We start from the raw sequence: 23,973 nt of genomic DNA, 5'->3' as shown, positions 1-23,973 counted from the left end.
CTATGGCAAAGCTCAAACCACTGGAAAAATGGCGAGAAGAAACCTTCGAAGAACCAGGCCCATCCATGCGTGTGGTTTACAAATGGGCCAATGAAGGCCACATTCCCGGAGCGCGTAAAATCGGCGGGCTCTGGTTCGTAGATCCGGACAAATCAAAACAGACCACCGGTAATCCCCTGGTAGATAAGGTACTGCAGGCAAACTAATGGCACCCAGAAGGCGGCTCAAAAAGAACAAAGACCTGGTGGCGAACCTGTACGCCAACGTGAAAAACGGCGTCACCTACTATCAATACCGCCACCCCGGCACCGGCCAGTACCATGCCATGGGCACCAACAAGCCAGAAGCCCAGGCCGCCGCGCGCCAGCTCAACAGCATACTGGTGAAGGAAACCGACCTGGTGGGCGAAGTGCTGGGCACCGCCGGCAAAGACATCAAGCACCTGATCGGCCGGTACCGAAAGGAACTGCTGCCCACCAAGCGCCTGGCCGAAGGCACACTGAAGATTCTGGAATACCGCCTCAAACGCATCGAGCGCGATATTGGCACCAAACAGATTGACGAAGTGGACGTTCAAACCATCGCCAAGTACCTGGACGACAACTTTGAGCGCGACGCCTACATCAAGCACCGCGCCACGCTGATCGACCTGTTCCGCTTTGCCATTATGAAAGGCCTGTACCCTGCCGACATGAGCAACCCGGCAGAAATCACCTACGCCAAATCCGAATACGAGAAGAACCGCCGCCGGCTTACCCTCGAACAGTTCTGGGAGATCCACGCCCAGGCGGAACCGTGGATGCAGCACGCCATGGAAATCGCACTGATCACCCTGCAGGGCCGCGCCGAAGTAATCAATATGAAGTTCGCAGACTACAAAGACCAGGTGCTGAAGGTCATCCGCCAGAAATCCAGCAAGCACGAACACTCACACCTGCTGATCCACTGCCCCCAGCTCGAAGAGATCATCACCAAAGCCAGGCAATCCAATGTGCCCAGCCCCTACATCATCCACCGCAGGCCAGAACGCAAGGTGGACGCTGAAGGTCGGGAACACTGGACCCAGCTCACCCCCAACACCTTCACCGCCGAGTTCCGCAAAACCCGGGACAAGTGCGAGTGCTTCAAGAAAATGCCCAGGGAACAACGCCCCACCTTCCACGAGATCCGCGCGCTGGGCTCATGGCTCTACAAGAAACAGGGATTCGACAACGAAACCTATATCCAGCCACTCATGGCGCACGCTGATCCGAAGATGACGGAGCACTATCAGCAGGGGCATGAGCAGGTGTGGATGCGGGTTGAGGCGGGGTTGGCAATTACCCCAGCTGCAAGACGTAGCTATTTGGGCTGAACGGCTTCGTACAGTTTCTGAGCATCAGATATCAGCTCGTCCCACCCACGAGGCGAAGTAACAACCCCAGCATGAAAAGGGCTTCCCGGGGATACATTTTTTTTAACGGTGGCCGTATAGCGATTGAAATGAGTAACGATCGCCGCACTTCGCCTTTCACCAAGCTTTCGAACAATAACTGACAAATCATTTTCTGGAAGAGCACTCACTACAACACGACGCTCAAGGCTTTGTATGTGACCCCGTAGCTTGTCCCTTAGTGGCTCAGTGGCCTCGTTAAACTCCTTACGTCTATCCCGCCCCAGTGCCATTTGATTTCCAGCAACCAGCCCGATCAAGCCCGTAACAAGCCCAGATAACACAACATCAATCATAAAAATCCGCCTTATATGACGCCGAAGCTGATTCCAATATACAGTATCTAATGCCTTGATTTCTAAAGTGTGCAAAGTATGCAAAACAGGCGGGGCGCGCAAATACAGGAAACTTTAAATTTCAAAGGCTTGCATAGGCTAGATGGCTTATATTGACATGGTAGAGGTCCCCAGTTCGAATCTGGGTGGTCCTACCAATCCTGCAGAGAAAGTCGCTTACAGCTTTGCTGGGCGGCTTTTTTTGTGCCTCGTATTTCCTGCAAGGTTTTATAGAGGGCAGACCAGAAGCCCGCCCTCCTCCGGTCAGAAGTACAGAACCACACCTATTTCACTGCAATCCTCATAACTCTCGACAACGGCACCATCAACCCAGACCGCAACTGCCTTGGCGGTACCTCCGGCACTGCTACCAAAGCGAACCTCGGCCTCACCGTTGCTGGACAGTTTTACAATCCCGGACACCGGGCACTCCAGGTTGGAGGAAAACTCCACCGGATCCGGAGTCTCCAGCTTCATGTAACCACCAATCGCCGAGCCGACAATGGTGGCGCGAACCGCGTATTCTGAGTCTACGTCCGTTCCCGAGTCCCGATTCTGAGCGTCGGCAATGGCGACGTACCGGTTACCCAGCATCATCTCGTATCGTTTGATATCCCGAACGTAGCGCCAGCTCGTGACTCCACCATTTTCATTCAGATAATCGCTCAAACGAAGTGCGCCACTGAAACGAAGCGACTCACCTGTGCGCTGAATTGTTCCGGACAGATCGTCCCTGTAGGAACTCTTCCAACTGGCAGCTGTTTCGGTTTCATCGATCAGGGCGCTTTCGTAGAAGGTGGTGCCACTGATTACAACAGGGCCATGGGTCGGGGTATCCAGTACGCATCTGTAGAATCGGGTGGTCTCCTCCAGGGAGTTCTCAGTCTCGGTCCAGCGGATTTCCAGGTTACCACCACCCGCACATGGGTAAGTGCCCTGCTCCAGGACCGACATATCTTGAATAGCCGACGTGTACTCACCAATAATTGACCACCCCAACGCAAGATCGTCACGGAGGCTTATCAGCCCTTCGGCACCGCTATCGCTGGTTATCGATACGGATTTTTGGGCAAAGTTCATGTTGTCGTAGCTCAACTGCGGCCCAGTTTGCTCCTCGGGAGAATCATTCCCCCCACCCCCGCTTCCGCCACCACAGGCAGATAAAAGAAGTACCATGGGCAGCACAGGCCCCCATCCAATACGGCTTAACTGGATCATGTTCTTTCCTTTTTTCTTATGATTTCAGGCTTATTCTTCAGGCATCATCACTGCCAGTCCTGAAGCGACAAGGTCTGCGCGCTCCTGGTTGCGGCGTGATGAAAAAGACGGGATATCATTGGGAGGAATTGCGCACTCGTAGCGGCGACATCCGGTGTCGTCTAATCCATGTCCGGGCAGTGATGTCTAATCATGCGACATATCGTTAGGTCGCGAAAGGTTCAGGCGGGGTCAAACTCAAAAGTCGTGGACTGGTTCATGGTTCTGGCGCTACCAGCTATCCCCGTCTTTTTTATCCTTCGCCTCCTGTTCCGCTTTGCGCTGACGAATCTTCTCCAGCTTTTCTTTGGGGATTTTCATATTGGCCCCATCTCGCAGTAAAAGCAGGCTTCCGACAATCATCGCGAAGGCGGCGAATATAAACAGCCAGCCAATCATTGGCATGTCGATATCTCCTTGAGGTGGCTTTTAATCAGTGTACACCCTCAGCGCTTGCTGTCATCAATGTGCCTTGAGGTACAAGCGCCTTGTCGATACTTTCCCCGCTCCGTATTATTGCCGGCAATCATCTTGGACCTCCTCCTTTCGGGCAAAACTCCAATGCGCAAACAGTTTGATGTCACCGTAGACCAGAGCACGACGGCTGTGGATGCGCTTGCAGGCGCCTCGGGCCTGCCCAAGCAGCGCATCAAGGATGCCATGGCCAAGGGCGCGTGCTGGTGGACCCAGAAGGGAAAGCAGGTGCGTTTACGCAAGGCCAAGCGGGAACTGAAACCCGGCACCCGTATTCAGCTGTTCTACGATGATCAGGTGTTGGCGCGCAAGCCGGAAACACCGACGCTGCTCGAGAACAAAGGACGTTACAGTGTCTGGTTCAAGCCCCACGGGCTGTTATCACAAGGGTCTCAATGGGGCGACCACTGCAGCCTGCTGCGCCTGGCGGAAATTGAACTGAACACACCCTGCTTTCTGGTACACCGCCTGGATGCCGACGCTGCAGGTCTGATGCTGATTGCCCATGATGGCAAGGCCGCGGCGGCCCTTTCAGAATTGTTTGCCGGACGGGCCATGACCAAGCTCTACCGGGCACGGGTCGCCGGCAACCTGATGGCAGATGATCTTCGCCTCGACACGCCACTGGATGGCAAGGACTCAATCAGCCGCGTGACGACACTGAGCCGGGATGAGGAATCAGACACAACGGACGTGGAGGTACGAATTGAAACCGGCCGTAAACACCAGATCCGTCGACACCTGGCCGGCATTGGTCACCCGATTGTCGGAGATCGGCTGTATGGCACGGCCAATCCGGCCGGCCTGCAACTTACCGCTGTTGAGCTGGCCTTCCAGTGCCCCCTCACCCGTAAACCCCAGGTATTCAGGCTTCCGGAACAGCGACCATAAACAAATAAGGCCAGCGTCTCGGCTGGCCTTATTCATACGCTATAATGGACGCTCAGGCGTTGTAAAAATCCCGATACCAGTCCACGAAGTTGGCAATGCCCTCTTCCACTGTGGTAGACGGCTTATACCCCACATCGTTGATCAGGTCATCGACATTGGCGTAGGTTGCCGGCACATCGCCCGGCTGCAACGGCAGCAGATTCTTCTCAGCTTTTTTGCCCACCCGCTCTTCAATAATCTCGATAAAACGGGACAGCTCCACCGGGTTATTACTGCCGATGTTGTAGATTCGGTAAGGCCCCTTGCTGGTACCCGGGTCCGGCTGGGCACCGCTCCAGTCGTCGTTCGGCTGGGCTACGTTGTCCAGGGTACGGATAACGCCTTCGACGATATCGTCGATGTAGGTGAAGTCCCGCTTGTGATGCCCGTGGTTGAACACATCGATGGGCTCACCGGCCAGGATCTTTTTGGTAAAGATAAACAGCGCCATATCCGGCCGGCCCCAGGGGCCGTAAACGGTAAAGAAGCGCAGCCCGGTGGTGGGCAGGTTGTACAGATGGCTGTAAGTATGGGCCATCAGCTCGTTGGCTTTCTTGGACGCCGCGTACAGGCTCAGCGGGTGATCCACGTTATCGTGCACCGAGAATGGCATGGTCTCATTGGCCCCATACACGGAGCTGCTGGAGGCATACACCAGGTGCTTGACCTCGTTATGGCGACAACCCTCAAGGATGTTCATGAAGCCGACCAGATTGGCATCCACATAGGCATGAGGGTTCTCCAGTGAATACCGGACTCCGGCCTGGGCTGCCAGGTGCACCACCCGTTCGGGCTTGTGTTCACGAAAAACCGCTTCCATGGCCTCGCTGCCGGCCACGTCCTGGCGTACTTCGGTGAAACCGGGCTTGTTCAGCAGCCGGGCCAGGCGTGCTTCCTTGAGATTGACGTCGTAATAGTCGTTGACGTTGTCCACGCCAATCACTTCATCGCCACGATCGAGCAAACGGTGAGCAAGATGCGAGCCGATAAAGCCGGCGGTTCCCGTAACGAGGATTTTCAAGATCTGTTCTCCATGAAAAATGGCGCCCGAAGGCGCCTTTTACTGTCCTGGTCAGAACGCCACGCCGACACTGGCGAAGGGTCCGGACATTTCCACATCCAGTTTGTCATCATCGTCTTCATAGTCGATAGACATCTGGCGGTAACCGGCCCGCAGCTGCAGCATGGCGAATTCGTACTGGCCATAAGCGTTGAAGTCGTGCAGGGAGTCGCCACTGTAGCTGATCACGTTGCCCTCAGCACCCACAGACACGCCGGTGAACGGCAGGTCAAAACGGGCGGCGAGATAGCCCATGGGAACGACGGCGTCGACGGAGGTTTTGCTGACTCGACCGCCGATGGCGGTATCACGTAACACTAATTCCCCATCAAAATTGCGAGCTGTCAGGCCCAAATCCAGATTCACCCAGTTATCAAGCACTTCGTAGTACAGGGTGACGTCCAGTTGGTCAATATCCAAATCGGAGTTTACCTCAGCCCCCGTATTCACCCCGATACCATCAAAGCCTTCCGGCCCAATCTCACCACGCCCACTCTGGGAAATACTGGTGTAATTCAACCGCACGTTCGGCAGCACCGGGATCGGATGCTCGAAAAACGCCGTGAAGTTCGCGTTGCTGTCGCTGTCGAGGTTGAGATCCTTTTCGATATCAACGGCCGAGTCCTTGTTGACCACTTCGCCGGAGAAATCGGAATCCCAGTAGCTAACGTTGGCACCAACGCCCAGTACATCAGCATTGGCCAGTGGCGCGGCCAGGGCCAGAGAGCCACCTACAACAATCATCAGTTTACGCATAACGCACCCGTTTTTGTGGTTGTATTAGCCGGTCAGTCAAACTTTATGCCGAGACGACGACCAACTTCTTCATAGGTTTCAATCACTTCGCCAAGGCCTTGGCGGAAGCGATCCTTGTCCATTTTCTTGCGGGTCTCCTTGTCCCAGATGCGGCAGCCATCGGGGCTGAATTCGTCACCCAGAACGATCTGGCCACCACTGCGACCAAACTCCAGTTTGTAGTCCACCAGCAGCATGCCGGCGTCGTCAAACAGTTTTTTCAGTACGTCGTTGACCTTATAGGTCAGCTCTTTCATCCGGACCAGCTCATCGGCTTTGGCCCAGCCGAAGCTGACTGCCAGGGATTCATTCACCATGGGGTCGTGAAGGGCGTCGTTTTTCAGGAAGAGCTCAAAGGTGGGTGGGTTCAGCTCCTGACCCTCTTCCACTCCCAGGCGACGGCACAGGCTGCCCGCAGACACGTTGCGCACCACACACTCAACCGGGATCATCTCGAGCTTCTTGACCAGGGACTCGGTATCAGAGAGTAGCCCTTCGAAATGGGTAGGTACGCCGGCCGCTTCCAGCTTTTCCATGATGAAGGCATTGAACTTGTTGTTCACCATGCCCTTGCGGTTCAGCTGTTCTTTTTTCTCTCCGTCAAAGGCAGAGGTATCGTCACGGAATACCAGAACAAACCGCTCGGGATCATCCGTGCGGTAAACCGATTTTGCCTTGCCGGCATAAAGCTCTTCGCGCTTTTCCATTACTTTCTCCAAACGGCCGGTGGCCTCGGCCACCCCGTTAATCAATACAGATGTTCAAAGAGTTGGGTGAGCAGATCTGCTGAACTGCGTTCACCCTCGTAGCTGTCGTGCTGCTCGGCGGTAACGCTCATGGCGTCGGCACCCTGCTGAATCCGGATTGTGTGGGTGTGGACCGGCTTTTCAGCATCGCTGAACCACGAGAACCAGCCCGGACTGCGCTCGTCTTCCGTGCGGAAATCCACCTGCAACCAGCCTTCACTGCGATTCAGATCCAGTACCGGCAGCCCCATCTCCTCCAGGGACCGATTGACCTCTGCCCAGGTGCGGCCGAAATCCAGTTCCACCCGAATGGCAACCGCTTCATCCTGTTCCGACTGCAAGCGCACGAGCGGCTCGGATACCATGCCTGAGGCCGCCCGCGAGAAGGATTTGTTGTCCTCACGCTGTTTGAGAAAATCCCCCAGCTCGGCCAACAGCACCCGTTGTTGTTGCTCGAAGGTTGCATCGGTCACCGTGCTACTGTCCCAGGGCAGAAGCTCTTCCGGAGCTTGCTCCAGTTCCAGAATACGCACGCGGATTTCGGTGGTTTTACGCCGAATGCCAGGGGCCAGGCGGGCCTGCATCACCACCTTGGGTTCTGCGGCGGTCGGATTATCGGCGAGCCCCAGCAGTGTACGGCTGCGCTTGCTGAAGTTCGCCAGTTCACTCTGAATAATCCCAAGTTGAGGACTGTCATGGGCAATGCCCAGGCCGCTCTCATTCATCCAGGCACTGACCACGGGCCAGAGTCGTCCTGGCACCTCATTGACCAGCAGCCAGATACGGCCGTCCAACTCTTCAATCACATAGTTTTCGTCCAGAATCTCGGATGTCATATCTGGCGGACGGGGAATCGACGACGGGTAAAGATTGCGGGAATCGGCCGTGTTGATCGACCGTATCGGCATGGTCTCGCTCAGTCGGGAGCTGTCGAGACCTTCAGGCACCTGAATCGGCTCGCCTTCCGGCGCGTTGACATAGCCTTCGGAACGATCATTTATGAAACTGCAACCGGCCAGGGCACTGGCAAGTACCAGCGCCGAAACAGGTCTAACGAACAAAACGGTTTTCTTACGGGCTCTTGCAGGAACCTGCATCGGGTTACTCCGGTTAACGGTAACGGTGGCCTCAGAGAACACCTGAGGCCTTGAGCGCGTCTTCCACCTCGCCGTGGAACTTTTCGCTGAGCGGCGTCAGAGGCAGACGAATGCCCTCACCGATCATGCCCATGCGGTAAAGCGCCCATTTTACCGGAATCGGGTTGGCCTCCAGAAACAGCTTGCGATTAAGCGGCATCAGCAGTTCGTTCAAGCGGCGGGTTTCGTCTTCGTTGCCCGCAATGGCCGCTTCACAGAGCTCAGCCATGGCCTTCGGAGCGACGTTGGCCGTTACCGAAACATTACCTTTAGCGCCCGCCAGCATCAGATCTGCCGCCGTGGCGTCGTCACCGGAGTAAACCGCAAGGCGTCCATCCAGGGCTTCGATCAGCTCGGCGCCACGGGGAATGTTCCCGGTCGCGTCCTTGATCCCAACGATATTGGGGATGTCGGCCAGGCGGACGACCGTTTCGTTGAGCATATCGCAGGCAGTGCGGCCCGGTACGTTGTAGAGAATCTGGCTCATGCCCGGTACCGCTTCCGCGATGGCTTTGAAGTGCTGATACAGGCCTTCCTGGGTCGGCTTGTTGTAGTAAGGCACTACGAGCAGACAGGCATCGGCACCGAGTTTGTGGGCTTCGGTGGTCAATTCAATGGCTTCGCGCGTACTGTTACCACCGGTACCGGCAATAACGGGAATCCGGCCGTTTACACGTTTTATGATGTGCCCGATCGTCCGGATGTGTTCCTCCGGATCCAGGGTTGCGGATTCGCCAGTGGTGCCCACAGCAACAATGCCATGGGTGCCGTTTTCGATATGAAAGTCCACCAGCTTGTCCAGATCCTCCCAGTGAATATCACCGTTTGGATACATGGGCGTGACCAGTGCGACAAGGCTACCCGTAATCATAAAAGCTCCGTCCGAATAAAACCGATATGGTAATGTTGGGCTCGAACTGACACAAGGGAATTAAAGGAGATGTCATGTCATCCGTAGCATTGAATCAACCCGTGCCAGAATTTCAGGCTGAGGCCACTGGCGACCAGACCGTTCGCCTGAGCGACCTGAAAGGCCGGAACATCGTTATTTATTTCTATCCGAAAGACAATACACCGGGCTGCACCACCGAGGGCCAGGACTTCCGGGACAGAATGGAAGCCTTTGCTGCCGAGGACACCGAGATTTTCGGCGTCTCGCGGGATGGCCTGAAAGCGCATGATAACTTCCGGGCAAAATACGACTTTCCGTTCCACCTGATTTCCGACAAGGACGAATCCCTGTGCAAGCTGTTCGACGTCATCAAGCTCAAGAAGCTTTATGGCAAGGAGCACCTTGGCATTGAACGCAGCACCTTCCTGATCGACAAGGAAGGCGTGCTGCGCCGGGAATGGCGCGGCGTCAAGGTAAAAGGGCACGCCGACGAGGTGCTGGAAGCCGTCAAAGCCCTTTAACGCCCTATTCCGCAATGGCTGGTGGCGGAGGCGACTCCTTCACCGGCCAGGCGGCGAAGACCGCTTTCAGCATCGTCGCCAGCGGAATCGCAAAAAACACGCCCCACAAGCCCCAGATTCCGCCAAAGAACAGTACGGCAACAATAATCGCCACCGGGTGCAGGTTGTTCACTTCCGAGAACAGAATCGGTACCAGGACATTGCCATCAAGCGCCTGAATAATGCCGTAGATGACCATGACCCAGATAAAATGGCTGCCCCAGCCGAACGCAAACAGGCCGATCACTGCCACCGGAATGGTGACCACGGCAGCGCCAATGTAGGGAATCACCACGCTCAGCCCCACCAACAGGGAAAGCAATGCCGCATAGGGCATGCCGAGAAACTTGAAGGCGACATAGGTGACGCCACCCACTATCAGGATCTCCACCGCCTTGCCACGGACGTAGTTGGCACATTGCAGATTAACCTCGTGCCAGATGCGAACCATCATTGGTCGCTGCGGAGGTAGCAGGCGGGCAAATGAGTTCACCAGGACCCGACGGTCTTTCAGAAAGAAAAAGACCAGGATAGGCACCAGAACCATGTAGATCAGCAAGGCCACAAGGTCCGGAATGCTGGAGAGCGAGAAAGACACCAGCCATTGAGTCAGGTGCCCTACTTCGGCCGAGATCTGCTGATACATGGTATTCACAGATTCAGCAGAAACCAGATGCGGATATTGTTGCGGCAGAACCTCCAGATAGGACTGCAGCTCGCGGATGATCCGTGGCGCTTCGCCGGCAAGGGTACTCAGCTGGGTCCAGATCAACGGCAACAAGCCGAAGATAAAACCCACCAGCACGCCCAGAAACACCACAAACACGCCAATCACGGCGATCAGCTCAGGCACACCCATCCGGTTCAGTTTTGACACCAGTCCCTGCAGAATGAACGCGACAATCAGGGAAGCGATGGCCGGCGCCAGCATGGCCCCGAACCAGATAATAAAGACGGTGCCTGTCACCAGCAGCAAAAACAGGATGACGGCTTCTTCGTCTGAAAAATACTTGTGGGCTAGACCGCGCAGAATTCTGACCATGAATGACTCCGGAAATTAACCGCCGCACTTTATCACGAAACGGTATTCCCCATTACTCTCCGATTGGCTGACAAGCGTATGGGCCGACAACGCCAGCCAGGCAGGTATGTCCCTCAGTGAGCCGGTATCCGTGGCGACAACCACCAATTCCTCCCCGGGCGTCATTGAGTTGAGTTCCAGCTTGGTTTTCAGCAGCGGCATGGGACAACGCAGGCCGCTGGCATCCAGGGTTCTGTCAGCCATAATCAGCATTTACCATTACGTTTCATACAGTAATCAGGCAGGCATTATGCCGCTGGTGTTACTCTATTGCATCACAAGAGTTGGTAATACTCCGGAGAACTTGCCGGCTGCCGCCTTGTCAAACGGGCAACACGAATTCGAGGCATCCTCAGACATATGAAGTACCAGAACGAAGGCCAACACCGCTCCCCCTGGGCCCTGATCGTTTTTCTGGCGCTCAGCATGGCGGTCACCAGCCCGGCCACACGCGCGCAGTCGTCAGACCTGCCAAGCATCGGCGGTAGCGGCGGCCTGATCTCCGGACAAATGGAAGCTGATATTGGCCAACAGGTTATGGCCTCCATTCGCCGCTCCGCCCCGCAACTTCAGGACCCACTGGTCTACGACTACCTGAGCGCGATCATTTATCGTCTGGTGCCGTCCGCACCGCTGGATAATCGCGACCTGAAACTGGTGCTGATTGACAGCCCGGCCATCAACGCTTTCGCCGTGCCCGGCGGCGTAGTAGGCGTAAATGGGGGCCTGTTTCTGAACGCCGCCACCGAACAACAGTTTGCCTCGGTCCTGGCCCACGAACTGGCCCACCTCAGCCAGCGCCATTTTGCTCGCCGAATGCAGCAACAGGAAACCAGCGCTCCGTTAACCCTGGCCGGCATGATCGCCGGTATCGTGCTTTCTGCGGTTACCCAGTCAGACATTGGCATTGCCGCCATCGCCGGCACCCAGGCCATGGCTGTGCAGAACATGCTGGCCTACAGCCGCTCCCACGAACAGGAAGCCGACCGGGTTGGCATGGACATCCTGGCCAGTGCCGGCATGGACCCGAGAGGTATGCCCGAGATGTTCGAAATCATGATGAGACAGAACCGCCTGCAGGGAAATCGCCTGCCGGAATACCTTTCCACTCACCCGCTGACCCAGAACCGGGTTGCCGACACCCGCAACCGGGCCGAACAATACCCTGATACCCGGGTGCAGGACGGGCAGGAATATCACCTGGTTCGCAGCCGCCTGCAGGTGCATTACAGCGAATCCCCGGAAACGGCGATAGAAACGTTCGAGGCTTACCTGGCCCGGGAAGACGCCCAGCGCAACGATGCCATTCGCTACGGCCTGGCGGTGGCTTATCAGGAAAGCCGGCGCTATGACAAGGCCGAGCAGCTAATGCGGGAATTACTGAAAGCCAACCCCGGGCGCATCACGTTCCAGGTATCACTGGCGGAGGTTCTGATCAGCCAGAAACGTTTTGCCGATGCCAGAGCACTTATGCAGGAAGCACTGGCACGCAATCCCGGTAACTATCCAATCACATCCACGCTGGCGGCCATTGAGATTGCCGATGGTAACGGAGCCGCCGCTGCTGACTACCTGAGGGAGCTGACTCGCCGCCTGCCCAGCCAGGAGCAACTGTGGCTGAGACTGGCCGAAGCCGAAGGTATGGCGCGAAATATTGTCGGCGTGCACCGGGCGAGAGCGGAATACGATGTACTGATGGGCGATCTGAAATCAGCACAGCGGCAATTGCGCCAGGCCCAGGAGAAACTGCCGGCCGGCTCCGCCGAACGCCAGGTGGTGAGTGAGCGCCTTGGTGAGCTGACTAACCGGCTTCAGGCGCGCCAAGCCGGTTAGGAATAACCCCGAAGCCTTCAGGCGTTGCCGGCAGCCTTGAGATTCATGTTGGCGGTGAAGTCCAGCATCCGGCGCAGCGGGCGCAGCGCGTCTTCTCGCAGCGCATCGTCCACATGCACTTCCTGGTCGCCATGCTCAAGCACGTGCAGCAGATTCTCCAGGCCGTTCATGGCCATCCAGGGACAATGGGCACAGCTTCGGCAGGTTGCGCCGTTGCCGGCGGTGGGCGCCTCAATCAACGTTTTGTTGGGCGCCAGCTGTTGCATCTTGTAGAAAATGCCGTTGTCGGTTGCAACGATAAACTCTTCATTCGGAAGCGTTTGCACCGCGTGAATCAGTTGCGAGGTTGAACCGACCACATCCGCCATCTGCACCACCGCATCGGGTGACTCCGGGTGCACCAGGATTGCTGCATCCGGGTACAGAGCCTTGAGGTCTTCCAGGCCACGGTACTTGAATTCCTCGTGCACAATGCAGGAGCCGTCCCACAGCAGAACGTCTGCGCCTGTGGTTTTCTGTACATAGCCGCCCAGGTGTTTGTCTGGCGCCCACAGGATTTTTTCACCTTTGGCGTCCAGATGCTCAACAATGGCCTGGGCGCAACTGGAGGTGACCACCCAATCGGCCCGGGCTTTCACCGCAGCCGAGGTGTTGGCATAAACCACGACGGTGCGATCCGGGTGCTGATCACAGAACTCGGAGAACTCGTCGGCCGGGCAACCAACATCAAGCGAGCAAGTTGCCTCCAAAGTCGGCATCAGAACCTTTTTCTCCGGGTTCAGAATCTTTGCCGTCTCTCCCATGAAACGAACGCCGGCAACGACCACGGTGGAGGCCGGGTGCTGGTTGCCGAAGCGCGCCATTTCCAGGGAATCCGCCACGCAACCACCGGTCTCTTCTGCCAGCCGCTGGATGTCCGGGTCGGTATAATAATGCGCTACCAGAACGGCATCCTTCTCCTTCAGAGCCACCTTGATCCTGGCCTCGAGATCAGCTTTCTCTGAGGCGCTCAGGGGCTTGGGCTCCGCCTGATGGGCGAGATGTTCCTGAACCAGAATGCGGTCTTGCGCTTTAGTCATCGCTTATTCTCTGATTGACGTTAACGGCCAGAGTATATCACTTCTGCCTTTGGTTTCATGATCCTGCAATGTGGGTATGCCAGGCTGCAGGATAGCGTCCGTCCTGTGGGTATAGGTGGGTTCTTGCGGGCAAAAAAAAAGAGCCTTTCGGCTCTTTTTTTCCGCAAACCCCGTAGTGACGGCTTGCCTTGTTGGTGGGTCGTGAAGGATTCGAACCTTCGACCAATTGGTTAAAAGCCAACTGCTCTACCAACTGAGCTAACGACCCCTAACTGGCTGTGCTGGCTTTTCATCCAGCGAACACGCGGCCAAAACCTCGCGCTCTGAATTTGGTGGGTCGTGAAGGATTCGAACCTTCGACCAATTGGTTAAAAGCCAACTGCTCTACCAACTGAGCTAACGACCCAAACGAGGCGCACATATTACTGATATTTTTTTGGTGATCAACCCCTTTTTTTCACGGTCGACCAACTTTTTTCACTCACCGCTCAAGATCCGTGCAAGTTGACCAGATACCGATCAACCCTGGGCGGAATCAAGATACTTCTTCGCCAACTCTGCCGCTCCTGAATCCGGGTACTGTTCGACCACGGAGTTCATCCGGCGCCGCGCCTCGTCTTTTTCGCCCAGACGATCCAGGGTCACCCCCAGCTTGTACACAGCGTCCGGTGCCTTGCGATGATCACTGTAGCGCGTCGCAACAATGGTAAAAGCCTGACGGGCCTGCTCCAGCTGAGGTTTCGCCAGATAGACTTCACCAAGCCAGTAATAGGCATTAACGGTGAGGTCGCCCTCGGGGTAGGTATCCACAAACTCGTACAGGCGGGTTATCGCCGTGTCGTAGTCTTTCTTGTTACGGATCAGGTCGATAATGTCATTATAGGTTTTCTGCTCTTCCGGTTCCGGCGAGCGATACACCCGGGCAGGCGTCAGTCTTCCACTATCGGCTGAAGCCCCCGCTGCAGCCGGCTGCTGTGCTGCACTGGCCCCGGACTCGACGGCCTTGGACAGCTCCAGTATCCGCTGATCCAGATCCACATAGCGATCCCTGCCCTGCTGTTGCAGGCGACTGATCTGGTGTTGCTGCTCTTCAACCTGACCCCGCAGGTCTCGCACTTCTCGCTGCAGCTGTTGAATCATGTAGAACAGCTCGGCCGTGGCCTGGTTGTTGCCGGCCTTACGCTGGGCCTCGGAGCTGTTGTTCTGGAATGCGGGTGTGGACGACTGTGCTTGTGTGACTCCCGCCAGGCCAAGGCCCAGCGGGATCAGCACGGCCGCCATGAGCTGTTTTCTCATGGATACGTCCGTCTAGGTCGGTTTTACTGGAATACCAGCTCTACGCGACGGTTCTGTGCCCAGGCACTTTCAGTGGAACCACGCACGGCCGGCTTTTCTTCACCATAGCTTACGGTTTCAATCTGGCCACGGGAAGCGCCGTTTACGATCAGGAAGCGCTGTACAGCGTTGGCGCGACGCTCACCCAGAGCCAGGTTGTACTCCTTGGTACCACGCTCATCCGCATGACCTTCCAGGCGTACTTGCTGACGCGGGTTATTAGCCAGATAGCGAGCGTGGGCAACCAGTACATCACGGGCGTCCGGCTTGATTTCGGACGTATCGAAATCGAAGTAGAAGGTGGTGATGTCACGCAGGGCTTCCTGCTCGGCCTGCTCCTGGGCAGCCCGACGCTCGTCATCACTCAGATCGGAAGCAGAAACGCCGGAGCCATCCGCACCACCGTAAACGGTAGAACCGCCGTCCTGATCAATCGCGGCCACGTCAGAACCGTAGGCACCCTCTTCCATGTTTTCACCGGTGGAGCTACAACCAGCAACCAGGCCGGCGGACAGGAGCATGGCAAACGCTTTTGTAGAGAAAGACATCTTCATCACGTTATTTCCTCTTTTCAGGTCTTCGTTGAATTAATTCAGTTCAGTGCATTTTCAGCGGGTAACCGGCCCCCAGGCCGGCTCCCGCACTTCGCCCTCGGAGGCTGGCAGGCTATACGCCGCGCCTCCGTCTGCGGATACCACGGTCAGTACGCCTTCCCCATTCTGACGGGTTGCGTAGATCAGCAACCTGCCATTGGGAGCCACACTGGGTGATTCGTCGGAACCGGTTCGGGTAATAACCGTCTCTTCGCCGGTCTCCAGATTGGTTCTGGCGATATGGAAGGCGCTATCGCGCTGATGAACGTAATAGACATAGTCACCCGTGGGGCTCGGCCTCGGCCTTGCGTTGTAGCGACTGCCAAAGGTAATTCGACGCGGTTCAGCACCCGGGCGTTCCATGTGATAGATCTGCGGCCCGCCGGAACGGTCAGAGGTAAAGTAGATCCCCCGGTCGGCATGGTCCCATGCGGCTTCGGTATCAATCGCCCAATGGTCGGTCAACCGCGTCAGGTTGCGGCTGGCAAGATCCATTCGGTAGATCTCGGCGTTGCCGTCGCGAGAGAGCGTCATCAACAGCGAACGGCCATCGGCTGACCAGGCCGGTGCCGAGTTCAGCCCCGGGAAGTCAGCGACCTTCTGGCGCTCACCGGTAGCCAGCTCGTGGACAAAAATGACCGGCTTGCCAGTCTCGAAGGAGACATAGGCCAGCTTTTTGCCATCTGGCGACCAGGCCGGTGACAGAATCGGCTCCCGGCTTTCCAACCGGACTTTGGAGCGCTTACCATCCACATCGCTGACCTGAAGCCGGTAACGGGTCTGCTCGCCCTCACCGGATACGGTGATGTAAGCCAGCTTGGTGGAGAACACACCGGGAGCTCCGGTAATAGCCTCATACACCCGGTCACTGATGTGGTGGCCCAGCGATCGCACGTTAGAGGCAGGAACTGCCGCCGTTTCACCAAGAATCCGCTTCTCCTGGTTGACATCAAACAACTCGTACCTGGCCTGAACCCGATCACCATTGCGGGTCAACTGCCCCACCAGCACATAGCGCTGACCCAACAGGCGCCAGTCCCGGAAATACACCTCGGAGCGCTCAGAGGGAAGGCTCAGCATTTTCGATGGCTCTAGCGGGCGAAACTCGCCACTCATGGTCAGATCTGCCTGCACGATGCTGCCTACCTTGTCCCCGGCGGGCATACTACCACTCTCTGCGAACGGTACGACGGCAATCGGAATGGCCGATCCCGCACCTTCGGTAATGCGGATCAACAGTTCCGCCCGGGCGCCCAGGGATGCCGTCAAAAACAGCACCAGGCAGGCAATAACCGGTGTCTTCAGAAAGCTACCAGAGCAACGGAATCTGCTTTTCATAAACATTATCAGCCTCAACGCGATTTCTGGCTCGGATTAAATTCAATCGTAAACTGGCGAAAATAGCGCTCAAACGTGTCACGATCATTGGGAATCGGATAGCGATTAAGATCTCGCACTGCGTTCAAGGCCGAATTATCAAAGGCCGTGTTGCCACTACTACTCGCCACTGTCACACCAGCTAACTCACCGGATGGCAGAAGCGTTATCTGCAACCTAACTGTCATATCCTTAGTCGCCGAAGATGGCATAAACCAAGCCTGAGTCAGTTTCTCCCGTATCAGTGCCTTATACTTCTCACTCTCGCTCAGCATCTGCGCTTCTCTGGCGCGTGCTGCGGCGGCTTCCTGCTGGCGGCGGGCTTCCGCTTCACGCTCCTGCCTGGCCTGGTCCGCCAGCGCTTCCAGTTGCTGTTCACGCAGGCGCCTCTCAGCCTCAAGACGTTTCCGTTCAGCCTCTTTGCGAGCTTCCTCTTCGCGGCGCTGTCGTTCAGCCTCTTCTTTCTTTCGCTGCTCTTCCTGTCGGCGTTTTTCTTCCTCGGCCCGGCGTTTGGCCTCTTCTTGCCGCTTGCGCTCTTCCTCGGCTTTCTGCCGTTCACGCTCTTTGGCTTCGGCTTCCGCTTTCTGGCGCGCAGCTTCACGCTCTCTGGCTTGCTTCTCTGCCAACTCTTTTGCCTGAGCCTCTTGCTGACGACGCTCTTCCTCGCGCTTACGGGCTTCTTCCTGAGCCTTTCGTTCCGCCTCCTGCCGGGCCTTCTCTTCGGCCTGACGCTGGCGCTCGGCTTCTTCCAGCTCACGCGCCTGCGCCTGCTTGCGCTCCTGCTCCCTGTCTGCCTGGTCCTGCTCCTCCACCACCGGTGTCGGCCTCGGCTCCGGGCTGATCAATCGAGCCGAAATGCTCCGGGGTTCAGGTTCAGGCGGCGTATTCCACGACCACCCGGCCAGAGCAATACCGAACACCAGCAGGTGCAGCCCTACCGAGACCGCCACCGGCGATTTCAGAGGTGCTTTTCCGGTACTGACGATGTCCCGCTTGTGGCCCTTCAAAATGTCACCATCATCCAATTACTGATTATCATTGGGCGCGTCGGTAATCAGGCCAATCCCGGTGGCCCCGGCAGCCTGAAGCTCAGCCATCAGGCGCACCACCACACCGTAGTCCACGTACTCATCGCCCCGGACGAGCACTTCACCGTTGCTCCGTTGGGACAGAATCTTTGCCACCTGGTTGCGCACCTCGTCCAGCGCCATCGGCTCGCTGGCGTCGTCACCCACTTCCAGGTAGTAGGCCCCATTGCTATCCACAGACACGGTGATGGATTCCACGTCTTTGTCCTGCTGAATCGGATCGGAGGTTGTCTCCGGCAGATCCACCTTCACGCCCTGGGTGAGCATCGGTGCCGTCACCATGAAGATCACCAGAAGCACCAGCATCACATCGATGTAGGGGACTACGTTGATCTCAGACATCGGCTTGCGCCGTTGCTGAGGCATCATTCCCATACCTTTCATCTCGCTACACTCCTGTTACCGCCAGATGGCAACTTATGCTGCGGCCTGATCGCTGTTGTGGACCCGGCGATGCAGAATGCTGGAAAACTCTTCCGCAAAGGTTTCATAGTTCTTCAGCAAGGCGTCTGACATGGCCGAGAACCGGTTATAGGCAATGACCGCAGGGATGGCCGCGAACAGGCCCATCGCCGTGGCAATCAACGCCTCAGAGATACCCGGCGCCACCGTGGCCAGCGTGGCTTGCTGCACCTGGGCCAGCCCGCGGAAGGAGTTCATGATGCCCCACACGGTACCGAACAGGCCAACGTAGGGACTGGTGGAACCGACCGTCGCCAGGAACGGCAGATGGGTTTCCAGGCGCTCCTGCTCCCGGGAAAAAGCCACGCGCATGGCCCTTTGGGTACCTTCCATCACGGCGTCGGCATCCCTGCTCTGCTGACGAAGGCGGGAGAACTCCTTGAACCCGGCCCGGAACACAGACTCCATACCGGAAAACGGCGTTGGCTCCGCACTCACTTCTTTGTAGAGCTGGCCCAGATCCATGCCGGACCAGAACCGGTCCTCAAATTCCAGCTGAGCCTGACGGGCTTTCCGGAAGACCTGCAGGCGCTGGAAAATCAGAGCCCAGGAGACGACCGATGCCAGCATCAGCAACAGCATGACCAACTGCACCAATATCCCTGCATTCGCAATCAGATGCCAGACTGACAGTTCCGTTTCCACTGTTCACTCCCAAGTAGTTTTGTAAATCTTTCAACAAATTATACGAAATTCTTAAGAATTTCCTGCATATTTTCCGGAAGACGCCGGGGTTTGCCGGTATCCAGTGCAACACAGGCCACACGGACGTCTGCATCACACAGTAACTGCCGATCATCCGCCCGATACACGCATTGCCGAAAGCCCATCCAGACCCAGGATGCCGCTTTCAGCTCAGCCGTAACCAGCAACTGATCATCCAGCTTCGCGGGCATCCGGAAGTGCAGATTCATCTTTTGCACCACGTAACTGATGTTGTGCTCCAGCCCCGCACGAAGCCCAACGCCCTGGCTACGGACCCACTCCGTTCTGGCACGCTCCATGTAGTGCAGGTATTTGGCATGAAAAACAATGCCACCGGCATCCGTATCTTCTATGTAGACCCGAACCGGCAGTTCAAAGCTGGCAGAGGGATCACTCAAACAGGTCGTCCTCCCGGCCGGATCTGGGCGGCACTACTCCGAAATGCTGGTAGGCATTCGACGTTACCATACGCCCTCTCGGTGTACGCACCATGTATCCCTGCTGAATCAGGAATGGCTCCAGTACGTCCTCAATGGTACCCCGCTCCTCACTGATTGCGGCCGCCAGACTCTCCACGCCCACCGGGCCACCATCAAATTTCTCGATCATGGCGAGCAACAAGCGACGGTCCATGTGGTCGAAGCCCTGGCTGTCCACCTTCAGCATGTTCAGTGCCTGGTCGGCAATATCCGCCGTGATATGGCCATTGGAGCGCACTTCCGCAAAATCCCTGACCCGGCGCAGCAGCCGGTTGGCAATCCTCGGGGTTCCCCGGGACCGGCGGGCAATCTCGAACGCCCCAGCCTCGTCGATTTCCACCGACGACAGCCGGGCCGAACGGGTAATAATATGGGTGAGGTCCTGGTGATTGTAGAACTCCAGGCGTTGGACAATGCCGAACCGGTCTCTCAGCGGCGACGTCAGCAGACCAGCACGGGTGGTTGCCCCAACCAGCGTAAACGGCGGCAGATCCAGCTTGATAGACCGTGCAGCCGGCCCTTCACCAATCATGATATCCAGCTGATAGTCTTCCATGGCCGGATAGAGCACTTCCTCCACCGCCGCACTCAGGCGATGGATCTCGTCGATAAACAGGACGTCACCTTCCTCGAGGTTGGTGAGCATGGCAGCCAGGTCTCCGGCCTTTTCCAGTACCGGGCCGGACGTCGTCTTGATCGAGACACCCATCTCATTGGCAATGATGTTGGCCAGAGTGGTTTTACCAAGCCCGGGAGGGCCGAAAATCAGCACATGATCCAGCGCTTCCTGGCGGCCCCGGGCAGCGGAGATAAAAATCTCCATCTGTTCGCGTACCGTAGGCTGGCCCACATACTCGGAAAGCAGCGTCGGACGGATCGCCCGATCATGCACTTCCTCATATTCTCCGGCCTTGGCCGATATCAATCGGTCCGATTCAATCATGGCATTATCCGCTTGCTGGGAATAAACAACATGCCCGCTGGCTCACCCTGTAAGTCAGGTTGCACCAATTGTACAAAGGGGCGATCGTGAGTCACGTTACGCTCTATACACATTGGTGTCATGGTTCTGTGGCCATAGCCGACACAAAAACGCCGGGTTGTTACCCGGCGGGAATCATATTCTTCAGGGCCAGACGTATCAGCGTTTCGCTGTTCATATCCGGGCCGGCCACCTTGCTGATCGCCTTGGCCGCCTCCTGGGGCTTGTAGCCAAGCGCAATCAATGCGGCCTCCGCCTCCTCACGTGGGTCAGGCCCAGCCTGACTCGCCATAGCCGCCCCGGCTCCAGTCGGCACATCGGGCTGAGACGGGACGAACTGCCCTTCCAGCTGCCCTATCCTGTCCGCCATTTCAATCAACAGCCTCTCGGCCGTTTTTTTGCCGACACCGGGCAGCTTAACCAGCGAATTCGCGTCCCGAGCCTCGACACAGCGGATGAATTGCTGTGCATCCAGGCCCGACAGAATGCCCACCGCAAGTTTGGGCCCAACACCGTTAACCTTGATCAGCAGCCGGAACAGATTTCGATCCAGACGGGAGGCAAAACCATAAAGGCTCTGGGCGTCTTCACGAACAGCGAAATGGGTATGAAGGGTCACTTCCTGCCCGGTCTCGGGCAGATGAAAAAACGTGGTGTAGGGAATGTCAATTTCGTAACCCAGGCCGGAACATTCCACCAGCGCCTGCCCGGGAGACTTTTCAATCAGCATTCCTCGGATTCGACCAATCAAACCGGCTCTCCTGTCGCGGCAAACCGCCGCTTATGGTTGGCGTACGCGGCCGCTTCTGACCTTACCTCCGGTCCTGGCCATACGTAATACACTCTGGTTCATATGGGCATGGCACAGGGCTATGGCCAGGGCATCGGCGGCATCCGCCTGTGGCTTTCGGGACAGCCCCAGAAGCGCCTGCACCATGTGCTGCACCTGGGATTTATCCGCTCCACCAGTACCCACCACCGCCTGCTTCACCTGCCGGGCAGAATACTCATGGACCGCCAGGCCACCGTTGGCAGCACTGACGATTGCAGCTCCCCTTGCCTGACCGAGCTTCAGGGCCGAGTCCGGATTCCGCGCCATGAACACCTGCTCAATAGCGAACTCCTCCGGGCGATACTCACCAATCAGCACGGCGAGACTGTGGAAAATGGTCTGCAGCCTTTCCGCCATTGGCTTTTCACCTACGCGGATGCAGCCACTGTCGAGGTACTCAAGAACCCGGCCTTCAGAGCGAATAAGACCGTAACCGGTGATGCGGGAGCCGGGGTCTACCCCCAGGATGATTGCCATCCGCCTGCCCTCGGAAGTGAGAGAGTCTGGCCGTGCCGGAGATGGCGCACCACCTCCGGCAACACGCCTTTACTCTTTATCTTCTGCCTTGTTGCCTTCAATGGCTTTAGCAGAACGGCGCAGACGAATATGCAGCTCCTTCAGCTGTTTCTCGTCCACCTCGCCCGGCGCCTGAGTCATCAGACAGGTGGCGCTCTGGGTTTTCGGGAAAGCGATGACGTCGCGGATTGACGAAGAACCTGTCATCAGCATCACCAGACGATCCAGACCAAAGGCCAGACCACCGTGAGGCGGGCAACCAAATTTCAGGGCATCCAGCAGGAAGCCAAACTTGGCACGAGCCTCTTCCTCTCCGATACCCAGGATACGGAACACCGCTTCCTGCATTTTCTCATCGTGGATACGGATAGAACCACCGCCCAGCTCGGTACCATTGAGCACCATGTCATAGGCGCGGGACAAGGCGTTCGCCGGGTCTGCTGCCAGCTCTTCCGGGCTGCAGGACGGCGCCGTGAACGGGTGGTGGATAGCGGTCAGATTGCCATCCGGCAGTTCCTCGAACATCGGGAAGTCAACAACCCACATTGGTGCCCACTCGCAGGTAAGCATGTTGAGGTCGTGTCCTACCTTGATACGCAGAGCGCCCAGGGCTTCATTCACGACGGTAGCCTTATCGGCGCCGAAGAAGACAATATCGCCGTCTTCCGCACCTACGCGTTCCATGATGGCCAGCGCAACGTCGTCACCCAGGAACTTCACGATTGGCGACTGCAGGCCTTCGGCACCCTTGGTCAGTTCGTTTACCTTGATGTAGGCCAGGCCCTTGGCGCCGTAGATACCAACAAACTTGGTGTAGTCATCAATCTGTTTACGGGTAAGCTCGGCACCCTTGGGCACCCGCAGTGCGGCGACACGGCCCTTCGGATCTTTGGCGGGACCTGCGAACACCTTGAAGTCCACGCTTTCCACCAGATCATCCACATCCTGAAGCTCCAGAGGGATACGCAGGTCCGGCTTGTCGCTGCCGTAACGCTGCATGGCTTCAGAATACGGCATGCGCGGAAACTCCGGCAGCTCAACATCCAGCACATCCTTGAACAGGGAACGAATCATTTCCTCGTTCAGGCCCATCAGGGTTTCTTCATCGATGAAAGAAGCCTCAATGTCCACCTGGGTAAACTCGGGCTGACGATCGGCGCGCAGATCCTCATCGCGGAAACACTTGGCAATCTGGTAGTAGCGATCTACACCAGACACCATCAGCAACTGCTTGAACAGCTGCGGCGACTGGGGCAGAGCGAAGAAGGAACCTTCGTGGGTACGACTCGGTACCAGGTAGTCACGGGCACCTTCCGGGGTGGCACGGGTCAGGATCGGGGTTTCCACATCCATGAATCCGCGGCTGTCCAGGAAGTTCCGGATGTAGCTGGTCACACGGGAGCGGAACCGCAGACGGTTGATCATCTCCGGACGACGCAGATCTACGAACCGGTAGCGGAGGCGAACATCCTCGCCCACGTCGACGTGCTCATCCAGCGGGAACGGCGGGGTGGCGGCTGCGTTCAGAATGACCAGCTCTTTGCCCAACAGCTCGACCTGGCCAGTGGGCATGTTGTTGTTCTCGGTACCCGCGGGGCGACGACGAACGCGGCCGGTCACCTTGATAACAAATTCGCTGCGGACTTTCTCCGCCAGAGCAAAACTTTCAGGGGTGTCCGGATCGACCACAACCTGAGACATGCCATCCCGATCTCGCAGATCCAGAAAGATGACCCCACCGTGGTCACGGCGGCGGTGTACCCATCCGCAGAGTGTGACTTCCTGATCGATGTGAGATTCGTTAATCCCACCGCAATAATGGCTGCGCATATCGGTTCCCGTTCGTTCTGAATGTGTTCGCGTTGAATCAAAGAATTTGGGCGGCTATAGCCGAAAAGCCGCCCATTATAAACACAATGACTTTGAAAATCAGGCGTCCGGAAACAGAATTGACACCGGATATCCGGCAGCGGGATGACTATCAAAAAACCGGG

Annotated in this window: 27 protein-coding genes and 2 tRNA genes; 5 read left to right on the top strand and 24 right to left on the bottom strand. The window is 57.0% G+C overall.

The window, feature by feature from the left end; translation table 11 throughout:
- Window positions 1-2: 2 nt before the first annotated feature.
- Entirely contained in the window at window positions 3-206 is a 204-nt protein-coding gene (locus tag ACF8YQ_RS07450) for a DNA-binding protein (RefSeq protein ID WP_396623044.1), read from the top strand.
- On the top strand, window positions 206-1,354 hold the full coding sequence (locus ACF8YQ_RS07445; RefSeq protein WP_396623043.1) for a phage integrase Arm DNA-binding domain-containing protein: 1,149 nt from the start codon (window positions 206-208) through the stop codon (window positions 1,352-1,354). Before ACF8YQ_RS07450 ends, ACF8YQ_RS07445 begins: the two co-directional genes overlap by 1 nt.
- On the opposite strand, the gene ACF8YQ_RS07440 is transcribed toward ACF8YQ_RS07445, so the two are convergent.
- The 3 genes from ACF8YQ_RS07440 to ACF8YQ_RS07430 all read right to left on the bottom strand — a co-directional run bounded on the left by ACF8YQ_RS07440 (window position 1,342) and on the right by ACF8YQ_RS07430 (window position 3,429).
- Window positions 1,342-1,728 (bottom strand): hypothetical protein, encoded by a 387-nt coding sequence (locus tag ACF8YQ_RS07440; protein WP_396623042.1) that lies wholly within the window; start codon window positions 1,726-1,728, stop codon window positions 1,342-1,344. The genes ACF8YQ_RS07445 and ACF8YQ_RS07440 overlap by 13 nt on opposite strands.
- Window positions 1,729-2,031: 303 nt before the next feature.
- Entirely contained in the window at window positions 2,032-2,985 is a 954-nt protein-coding gene (locus ACF8YQ_RS07435; RefSeq protein WP_396623041.1) for a hypothetical protein, read from the bottom strand.
- A 270-nt stretch (window positions 2,986-3,255) separates the two neighbouring features.
- Window positions 3,256-3,429: a DUF2897 family protein gene (locus ACF8YQ_RS07430; RefSeq protein WP_278350710.1), complete on the bottom strand. Its 174-nt coding sequence runs from the start codon at window positions 3,427-3,429 to the stop codon at window positions 3,256-3,258.
- Window positions 3,430-3,585: 156 nt separating this feature from the next.
- On the opposite strand from ACF8YQ_RS07430, the gene ACF8YQ_RS07425 reads away from it, so the two are divergent.
- On the top strand, window positions 3,586-4,389 hold the full coding sequence (locus ACF8YQ_RS07425) for an RluA family pseudouridine synthase (RefSeq protein WP_396623040.1): 804 nt from the start codon (window positions 3,586-3,588) through the stop codon (window positions 4,387-4,389).
- Window positions 4,390-4,441: 52 nt separating this feature from the next.
- Here the strand turns inward: ACF8YQ_RS07425 and ACF8YQ_RS07420 are convergent, their stop codons facing one another.
- From ACF8YQ_RS07420 to dapA, 5 genes are all read right to left on the bottom strand, one after another.
- Window positions 4,442-5,449: an NAD-dependent epimerase gene (locus ACF8YQ_RS07420; RefSeq protein WP_396623039.1), complete on the bottom strand. Its 1,008-nt coding sequence runs from the start codon at window positions 5,447-5,449 to the stop codon at window positions 4,442-4,444.
- Window positions 5,450-5,500: 51 nt separating this feature from the next.
- On the bottom strand, window positions 5,501-6,244 hold the full coding sequence (locus ACF8YQ_RS07415) for a TIGR04219 family outer membrane beta-barrel protein (protein WP_396623038.1): 744 nt from the start codon (window positions 6,242-6,244) through the stop codon (window positions 5,501-5,503).
- 32 nt (window positions 6,245-6,276) lie between these two features.
- Complete coding sequence (gene purC, locus ACF8YQ_RS07410; RefSeq protein WP_396623037.1) at window positions 6,277-6,990, bottom strand: phosphoribosylaminoimidazolesuccinocarboxamide synthase; 714 nt, start codon at window positions 6,988-6,990, stop codon at window positions 6,277-6,279.
- Between the two features lie 41 nt (window positions 6,991-7,031).
- Entirely contained in the window at window positions 7,032-8,090 is a 1,059-nt protein-coding gene (gene bamC, locus ACF8YQ_RS07405; protein ID WP_396623036.1) for an outer membrane protein assembly factor BamC, read from the bottom strand.
- A 67-nt stretch (window positions 8,091-8,157) separates the two neighbouring features.
- Window positions 8,158-9,036: a 4-hydroxy-tetrahydrodipicolinate synthase gene (gene dapA / locus ACF8YQ_RS07400; RefSeq protein WP_011785174.1), complete on the bottom strand. Its 879-nt coding sequence runs from the start codon at window positions 9,034-9,036 to the stop codon at window positions 8,158-8,160.
- A gap of 74 nt (window positions 9,037-9,110) precedes the next feature.
- On the opposite strand from dapA, the gene ACF8YQ_RS07395 reads away from it, so the two are divergent.
- Window positions 9,111-9,578 (top strand): peroxiredoxin, encoded by a 468-nt coding sequence (locus tag ACF8YQ_RS07395; protein WP_011785175.1) that lies wholly within the window; start codon window positions 9,111-9,113, stop codon window positions 9,576-9,578.
- A gap of 4 nt (window positions 9,579-9,582) precedes the next feature.
- On the opposite strand, the gene ACF8YQ_RS07390 is transcribed toward ACF8YQ_RS07395, so the two are convergent.
- Both ACF8YQ_RS07390 and ACF8YQ_RS07385 read right to left on the bottom strand, forming a co-directional pair.
- Complete coding sequence (locus ACF8YQ_RS07390) at window positions 9,583-10,659, bottom strand: AI-2E family transporter (protein ID WP_011785176.1); 1,077 nt, start codon at window positions 10,657-10,659, stop codon at window positions 9,583-9,585.
- Between the two features lie 15 nt (window positions 10,660-10,674).
- On the bottom strand, window positions 10,675-10,902 hold the full coding sequence (locus ACF8YQ_RS07385; protein ID WP_011785177.1) for a sulfurtransferase TusA family protein: 228 nt from the start codon (window positions 10,900-10,902) through the stop codon (window positions 10,675-10,677).
- Window positions 10,903-11,058: 156 nt separating this feature from the next.
- On the opposite strand from ACF8YQ_RS07385, the gene ACF8YQ_RS07380 reads away from it, so the two are divergent.
- Entirely contained in the window at window positions 11,059-12,531 is a 1,473-nt protein-coding gene (locus ACF8YQ_RS07380; protein WP_396623035.1) for a M48 family metalloprotease, read from the top strand.
- 17 nt (window positions 12,532-12,548) lie between these two features.
- Here ACF8YQ_RS07380 and nadA read toward each other — a convergent pair whose 3' ends face one another.
- The 14 genes from nadA to aspS form a co-directional block, all read right to left on the bottom strand.
- Window positions 12,549-13,610, bottom strand: coding sequence for a quinolinate synthase NadA (gene nadA, locus ACF8YQ_RS07375; RefSeq protein ID WP_121206718.1), 1,062 nt, complete (start codon window positions 13,608-13,610; stop codon window positions 12,549-12,551).
- Window positions 13,611-13,802: 192 nt separating this feature from the next.
- Window positions 13,803-13,878 (bottom strand) — tRNA-Lys (locus ACF8YQ_RS07370).
- A 62-nt stretch (window positions 13,879-13,940) separates the two neighbouring features.
- Window positions 13,941-14,016, bottom strand: a tRNA-Lys gene (locus ACF8YQ_RS07365).
- A 113-nt stretch (window positions 14,017-14,129) separates the two neighbouring features.
- Window positions 14,130-14,906 (bottom strand): tol-pal system protein YbgF, encoded by a 777-nt coding sequence (ybgF, locus tag ACF8YQ_RS07360; RefSeq protein WP_396623034.1) that lies wholly within the window; start codon window positions 14,904-14,906, stop codon window positions 14,130-14,132.
- Between the two features lie 23 nt (window positions 14,907-14,929).
- Window positions 14,930-15,499 (bottom strand): peptidoglycan-associated lipoprotein Pal, encoded by a 570-nt coding sequence (gene pal / locus ACF8YQ_RS07355; protein ID WP_396623033.1) that lies wholly within the window; start codon window positions 15,497-15,499, stop codon window positions 14,930-14,932.
- Window positions 15,500-15,553: 54 nt separating this feature from the next.
- Window positions 15,554-16,876 (bottom strand): Tol-Pal system beta propeller repeat protein TolB, encoded by a 1,323-nt coding sequence (gene tolB / locus ACF8YQ_RS07350; RefSeq protein WP_396623032.1) that lies wholly within the window; start codon window positions 16,874-16,876, stop codon window positions 15,554-15,556.
- A 14-nt stretch (window positions 16,877-16,890) separates the two neighbouring features.
- Window positions 16,891-17,922 carry a cell envelope integrity protein TolA gene (gene tolA / locus ACF8YQ_RS07345; protein WP_396623031.1) on the bottom strand — a complete coding sequence of 344 codons (1,032 nt, stop codon included), beginning with the start codon at window positions 17,920-17,922 and terminating at the stop codon, window positions 16,891-16,893.
- A gap of 18 nt (window positions 17,923-17,940) precedes the next feature.
- Window positions 17,941-18,387, bottom strand: a complete 447-nt coding sequence (gene tolR / locus ACF8YQ_RS07340) for a protein TolR (RefSeq protein WP_011785184.1) — start codon at window positions 18,385-18,387, stop codon at window positions 17,941-17,943.
- Window positions 18,388-18,420: 33 nt separating this feature from the next.
- Entirely contained in the window at window positions 18,421-19,110 is a 690-nt protein-coding gene (gene tolQ, locus ACF8YQ_RS07335; RefSeq protein ID WP_011785185.1) for a protein TolQ, read from the bottom strand.
- A 38-nt stretch (window positions 19,111-19,148) separates the two neighbouring features.
- A complete protein-coding gene (ybgC, locus tag ACF8YQ_RS07330) occupies window positions 19,149-19,568 on the bottom strand; it encodes a tol-pal system-associated acyl-CoA thioesterase (protein ID WP_396623030.1) in 420 nt (139 codons plus the stop codon).
- The gene (ruvB, locus tag ACF8YQ_RS07325; protein WP_011785187.1) at window positions 19,561-20,592 is read right to left on the bottom strand and encodes a Holliday junction branch migration DNA helicase RuvB; all 1,032 of its coding nucleotides are present in this window, start codon (window positions 20,590-20,592) and stop codon (window positions 19,561-19,563) included. The genes ybgC and ruvB overlap by 8 nt, the downstream gene beginning before the upstream one ends.
- 160 nt (window positions 20,593-20,752) lie before the next feature.
- On the bottom strand, window positions 20,753-21,382 hold the full coding sequence (gene ruvA, locus ACF8YQ_RS07320; protein ID WP_014421260.1) for a Holliday junction branch migration protein RuvA: 630 nt from the start codon (window positions 21,380-21,382) through the stop codon (window positions 20,753-20,755).
- 30 nt (window positions 21,383-21,412) lie between these two features.
- The gene (ruvC, locus tag ACF8YQ_RS07315) at window positions 21,413-21,940 is read right to left on the bottom strand and encodes a crossover junction endodeoxyribonuclease RuvC (protein WP_396623029.1); all 528 of its coding nucleotides are present in this window, start codon (window positions 21,938-21,940) and stop codon (window positions 21,413-21,415) included.
- 69 nt (window positions 21,941-22,009) lie between these two features.
- Window positions 22,010-23,809, bottom strand: coding sequence for an aspartate--tRNA ligase (gene aspS / locus ACF8YQ_RS07310; RefSeq protein WP_396623028.1), 1,800 nt, complete (start codon window positions 23,807-23,809; stop codon window positions 22,010-22,012).
- Between the last annotated feature and the right edge of the window lie 164 nt (window positions 23,810-23,973).

Origin of the sequence: Marinobacter sp. W-8 (assembly GCF_044342215.1) — a bacterium.
Taxonomy (GTDB): Bacteria; Pseudomonadota; Gammaproteobacteria; order Pseudomonadales; family Oleiphilaceae; genus Marinobacter; species Marinobacter nauticus.
Note: the sequence above shows the minus strand (reverse complement) of the source record. Positions and strands in the feature narration are given on the sequence as shown.